Genomic DNA, 5,200 nt, shown 5'->3' with positions numbered 1-5,200 from the left:
CCCCCCCCCCCCCGCCCCCCCCCCCCCCCCCCCCCCCCCCCCCCCCCCCCCCCCCCCCCCCCCCCCCCCCCCCCCCCCCGGGGCGGGGGGGCCCGCCCCCCCCCCCCCCCCCCCCCCCCCCCCGCTGCCCGGATGGCGGGGATACGATCGGCGGAATTCGCATCCACGGCGCGGCCGGGCGGCCGACACCCGCACCGGCAGCCGCCGCGCACCGGCCCTATACGCTACGTTCGGCCCGGTGAGCGATCGATACGGCGATATCTTCTCCGGCCATCCGCGCACCGCGAAACGGTCCGTCCCCCGGGTCGTGGCCGAACCCGATCTGGTGGTGGAGGACGCGGCCAGCGGGTTCTGCGGTGCGGTGGTGGGGTTCGACCGAAGCTACGACGGCGATTTCGTGAAACTGGAGGACGCCCGCGGGGCGGTACGGCTCTTCGCCTTACGCGAAGCCGCTTTCCTCATCGACGGCGCGCCGGTGACCCTGCTGCGGCCCACGAAATCCGTACCCGCGAAACCGGCCCGTTCGGCGTCCGGTTCGACCCGGGTCGAGGGGTTGCGCGCGAAAGTCGCCGCGCCCAGCCGGATCTGGGTGGAAGGTGTGCACGACGCGGCGCTGGTGGAGCGGGTCTGGGGGCATGATCTGCGGGTCGAGGGGGTCGTGGTGGAGCATTTGGAGGGCCTCGACAACCTGGCCGGCCGGCTCACCGAATTCGGGCCCGGCCCGGGTAAACGGGTCGGCGTGCTGGTCGACCATTTGGTGACCGGGTCCAAGGAATCCCATCTCACCACCGGGCTCGGCGAATACGTCCTCGTCACCGGGCATCCTTATATCGATATCTGGCAGGCCGTGAAACCCGCGACCCTCGGAATTGCGGACTGGCCGCAGATTCCACGCGGCGAGGACTGGAAAACGGGTGTCTGCCGGCGGCTGGGCTGGGGCACCCTGCAGGACGGCTGGCGCCGCGTGTATTCGGCGGTGAATTCGTTCCGGGATCTGGAGGCACCATTACTCGGCGCGGTGGAACGTCTCATCGATTTCGTCACCGAACCGGGGCAACAATTCTAACCGCTACGGGCGGCCTGCGCAGACGCTGCCCGCCGGTTGCGGAGACCCTTTATGCTCGATGATTATGTGCTCTCCCAGTGCCACCCTCACCCTGTGGGCCGGTTCCTGGCTCGCGGGTGCCAGCGCGCCCGACGACGTCCTCGAGGCGTTGCACGCCTGGGCGCCGCGGCACACGCTGGCGGCCGGCGATCCGGTCACCGGCGGGCGCACCGATCTGCCGTGGTCGGCGCTCGGGGAGTCGTCCGGCACGGCAGTGATGCCGTTGCTCAAGATGATTCGCGAAACCCTCGCCGCGCCGGGGGCGCAACTGCGGCTGGTACTACCGGTACCCGGCGATGTGCGCGGACTGCCGATCGGTACCGCCTTCGCCACGGATGCGATCGAAGCGGGTGAGGGGCTGCTCATCGGGGTCCCCGGCGGCGACGGCACCGGGCTCATCCCGCATCACACCGACGACTCGACCCTGCAGTGGACGGTCTACGCGGTGCCGATGCCGCCCGCGGCGGGCCCCGATATGTCGCTGGGTGAGGCCGAGTACGCCATGCGCGAAGCCGTCCGCGACGCCGCCGACGCGCTGATGCGCCTGCACACCACGGGCCTGGGCGCGGGTGATTCCGATCCGCGTGAACTCATCGAAGCCGAACTGGCGGACTACTCCCGGCACACCTACCCGGATCACGTCCCGCTGCGGGCCAAGCGCATCCTCGACACCGCCGACCATGTGGCCGCGATCCTGACCGTCGCCCAGCGCGAACCGGCCTCCGCACCGACCTCCGCCACCGCCGCCACCGCTCACGAATCCCTGCTCCGCCCCCTGTGGGACGCCATCCGCGCCGCCCGCCTCGTCGCCGTGCACACCGCGGCACCGCCCCCCGCGCGCTGAGCGGTCTCCGGTCACCACCGGGCGTATTCACGGCCCCGGTCCGATACCGTCTGCGTATCGCTGATGTCCACCCGGACGTCACACCGGGACCAGGGTCGGCCTCCTGACCAAGAGCGCTGACGCCGGCATCTACGACGCCGCCGAGTCAGCCCATTCCCACTCCTCATGCCGGAGCCGCGGCGCGGTACCGGCCCGTACTTCTGCGTGGGCTATCGACTCGCAGGGCGGCGAACCGGCGCACAACAGTCGATGGCACAGAGCGCACCATCGACCGTGCCGCCGTAACCCGGCACCGTGCCGAGGCGGCGGGGCGCGGTCCCGCGCACCAGTTCCTCGATCAGTTCCACCACCATGGCGGCGAATCGGCTGTCGGTACCGGGAGTCGCGGCACGGGCGAAGGCGATACCCAGTTCGGCGGCTTTGGCGGCGGCTTCGTTGTCGAGATCCCAGATCACCTCGAGGTGGTCGGAGACGAAACCGATAGGGCAGACGATCACGGCGTCGAACCCCTTGTCCGGCAAGGTTTCCAGGTGGTCGACGATATCCGGTTCCAGCCAGGGCACCTGCGGCGGACCCGAGCGCGACTGCCACACCACGTCGTAATCGCCGAAACCGCTTGCGGCGGCGCACAATCGGGCGGTTTCGGCGACCTGCCGGCTGTAGAGCCGGCCCCCGTCGGCGGGCGGCCCGGCCGCGTCGTCCGCCGCGATCGGCACCGAATGCGCCGTGAACACAAGACGGGTGGTGCCGAGCCGGTCGGCGGGCAGCGACGCCCGGGCCGCCCGTACGGCGTCGGCGAAGGCGTCGATCAGCAGCGGATGATCGAAATACTGGCGTAGTTTCACCAGTTCCGGAGCGCTCGCGCCGACCGCCGTGCGCGCCCGGGCGATATCTTCGTCGTACTGCCGGCAGCCCGAATAACCGCCCCAGGCCGAGGTCGGGAACACCAGTGCCGAACGCACCCCGTCGGCGGTCATCCGGGCCACCGTGTCCTCGACCAGGGGATGCCAGTTGCGGTTGCCGAAATACACCGGCAGATCCAAGCCGGCCCCTGCCAGTTCCTGCTCGACCGCGGCGATGATGGCCCGGTTACAGGCGTTGATCGGAGACACCCCGCCGAAATGCAGATAGTGCTCGGCGACCTCGGCCAGCCGTGCGGCGGGGACACCGCGGCCGCGGGTGACGTTCTCCAGGAACGGCAGCACCTCCTCCGGACCCTCGGGTCCGCCGAAGGACAGCAGCAACAACGCGTCGGCCGCGCGGGCCACGGCGCCTCCTTCTCGGCTCGGGTACTCAGTCCAGCGGCATGTTCTCGGGGAACCAGGTGTTGTGGCTGGCCCCGCCGTCTACGTAGATGATCGAACCGGTGGTCGCGGGCAGCCAGTCCGACAGCAGCGCGACGATCGATTTGCCGACCACCTCGGCGCCGCCGTCCCAGCCGATCGGGGAGGCACCGTCCCAATAGGTGTCCAGCTGCTTGAGCTGTTTGGCATCGTCGGTCGCGGTGCCGGCGATCGCCTTGGCGGCCAGCGTTTTGACCGGTCCGGCGGCGATCAGGTTGGACCGGATCTTTTTCGCGTACCCGACCTCACGCGCCACATACCGGTTCACCGATTCCAGCGCGGCCTTGGCCACACCCATCCAGTTGTAGTACGGCATGGCGGTGCGGGGATCGAAATCCATGCCGACGATCGAACCGCGCTCGTTCATCACCGGCAGGACCGCGCGCGCCAGCGCGGCATAGCTCCACGCCGAGATCTCGAACGATTTGGCGGCGTCGGCGCTCGGCCCGTCCAGGAACGGCACGGCATCCGGGCCCATCAGGGTCTTCGGGGCGAACGCAATGGAATGCAGCACACCGTCGATGCCCTCGGGCGCGAGGCGGCGCAGTTCCTCGGGCAGTTTGTCGAGATCTTCCTGGTTGGTGACATCGAGCCCGATGGCCGGCGGCACCTCCTCGGGCAGTCGCTTGGCGATCCGGTCGATCAACCGCAGGCGTTCGGTGAGGCCGGTGATGATCACCCGGGCCCCCTCCTTCTGCGCGATCGCCGCCGCGTGGAACGCGATGGAGGCGTCGGTGATGATGCCGGTGACGAGGATCGTCTTGCCTTCGAGCAATCCGCCCATGAGTTCTCGGTTCTCCCTGATGTGTGGTGTGGTGTCCCGCGCCCGGCCGCCGGCGGCGACCTCGCTCAGCGTGCCGGAGGCGCAGCGAAAGAGATGTGCTCGGTGAACTGCGGGCCGGTCAGTGCCCCATGCCCATACCACCGTCGACCGGGATCACGGCGCCGGAGACGTAGGCCGAATCCTCGGACGCGAGGAAGCTGACCACGGCGGCGACATCCTCGGGCTTACCGACGCGCTGGAGCGGGATGAACTTCTCGGCCATCTCCCGCATCTCCTGCGGCAGATCCTTGGTCATATCGGTTTCGATGAAACCGGGGGCGACGACATTGGCGGTGATCGATCGCGAGCCGAGTTCCCGGGTGATCGACCGGGCCAGCCCGATGACACCGGCCTTCGAGGAGGCGTAGTTGATCTGCCCCGCCTGACCGGCCATACCCACCACGGAACCGAGGAAGATCATCCGGCCCCAGCGGGCACGCAGCATGGCCCGGTTGGCCCGTTTGGCGCACCGGAAGGCGCCGGCCAGGTTGGCGTCGACGACCTTGGTGAACTGGTCCTCGCTCATCCGCATGAGCAGCGTATCGTCGGTGATCCCGGCATTGGCGACCAGCACTTCCACCGGCCCCTGCGCGGCCTCGACCTCGGCGAAGGCCCGATCGACCGATTCGCTGTCGGTGACATCGCATTTCACCCCGAGCAGGCCCTCGGGTGCGCCCGAACCGCGATGGGTGACTGCCACCTTGTGGCCGTCGGCGTGCAGACGCTGCGCCACCGCGAGCCCGATGCCGCGGTTTCCGCCGGTCACCAGAACCGAGCGTGCTGTGAAGTTCGACATGGGGACAAACCTACCTGGCGCCTACCCGGCCGCTCTCATGGGACGTCCACCGATATTTCCCGCACATCCTTGTGCGTCCCGCACAAACCGCGGAGACGACGACGGGGGGGGGGGGGCGCCCCCCGCCCGCCCCCCCCCGCGTGGGGGGGGCCCCGGGCGGGCCGCCAATTTCACCAACGAGGCCGGGCTCGACGGGCGCACCCGCTATCTGCGCAACGTCATGGGGTTGTGGCTGCTCAGCGAATCGGTGCGGCACTGGCAGCGCGCCGACCACACGGTGGATCTCGCC

5 protein-coding genes and 1 pseudogene are annotated in these 5,200 nt (G+C 69.8%); 3 read left to right on the top strand and 3 right to left on the bottom strand.

Annotation, left to right across the window (positions count from 1 at the left end; all coding sequences use genetic code 11):
- Positions 1-238: 238 nt before the first annotated feature.
- Together QH276_RS08955 and QH276_RS08950 are read left to right on the top strand one after the other, a co-directional pair.
- Complete coding sequence (locus QH276_RS08955) at positions 239-1,066, top strand: DUF3097 domain-containing protein (RefSeq protein WP_280406691.1); 828 nt, start codon at positions 239-241, stop codon at positions 1,064-1,066.
- A 64-nt stretch (positions 1,067-1,130) separates the two neighbouring features.
- Positions 1,131-1,949 carry a hypothetical protein gene (locus QH276_RS08950; RefSeq protein ID WP_280397046.1) on the top strand — a complete coding sequence of 273 codons (819 nt, stop codon included), beginning with the start codon at positions 1,131-1,133 and terminating at the stop codon, positions 1,947-1,949.
- 209 nt (positions 1,950-2,158) lie between these two features.
- On the opposite strand, the gene QH276_RS08945 is transcribed toward QH276_RS08950, so the two are convergent.
- The 3 genes from QH276_RS08945 to fabG1 form a co-directional block, all read right to left on the bottom strand.
- Entirely contained in the window at positions 2,159-3,217 is a 1,059-nt protein-coding gene (locus tag QH276_RS08945; RefSeq protein ID WP_280397045.1) for a ferrochelatase, read from the bottom strand.
- 25 nt (positions 3,218-3,242) lie between these two features.
- A complete protein-coding gene (inhA, locus tag QH276_RS08940) occupies positions 3,243-4,076 on the bottom strand; it encodes an NADH-dependent enoyl-ACP reductase InhA (protein ID WP_280397044.1) in 834 nt (277 codons plus the stop codon).
- A 118-nt stretch (positions 4,077-4,194) separates the two neighbouring features.
- Positions 4,195-4,911, bottom strand: a complete 717-nt coding sequence (gene fabG1, locus QH276_RS08935; RefSeq protein WP_280397043.1) for a 3-oxoacyl-ACP reductase FabG1 — start codon at positions 4,909-4,911, stop codon at positions 4,195-4,197.
- Here fabG1 and QH276_RS08930 point away from each other — a divergent pair.
- A pseudogene (locus QH276_RS08930) lies at positions 4,910-5,200 on the top strand (hypothetical protein); the annotation flags it as partial. The gene fabG1 and the pseudogene QH276_RS08930 sit on opposite strands and share 2 nt — an antisense overlap.

Source organism: Nocardia carnea, from assembly GCF_029869215.1.
In the GTDB taxonomy this organism is placed as follows: Bacteria; Actinomycetota; Actinomycetes; order Mycobacteriales; family Mycobacteriaceae; genus Nocardia; species Nocardia carnea_B.
This window is presented reverse-complemented; position numbering and strand designations above follow the sequence as displayed.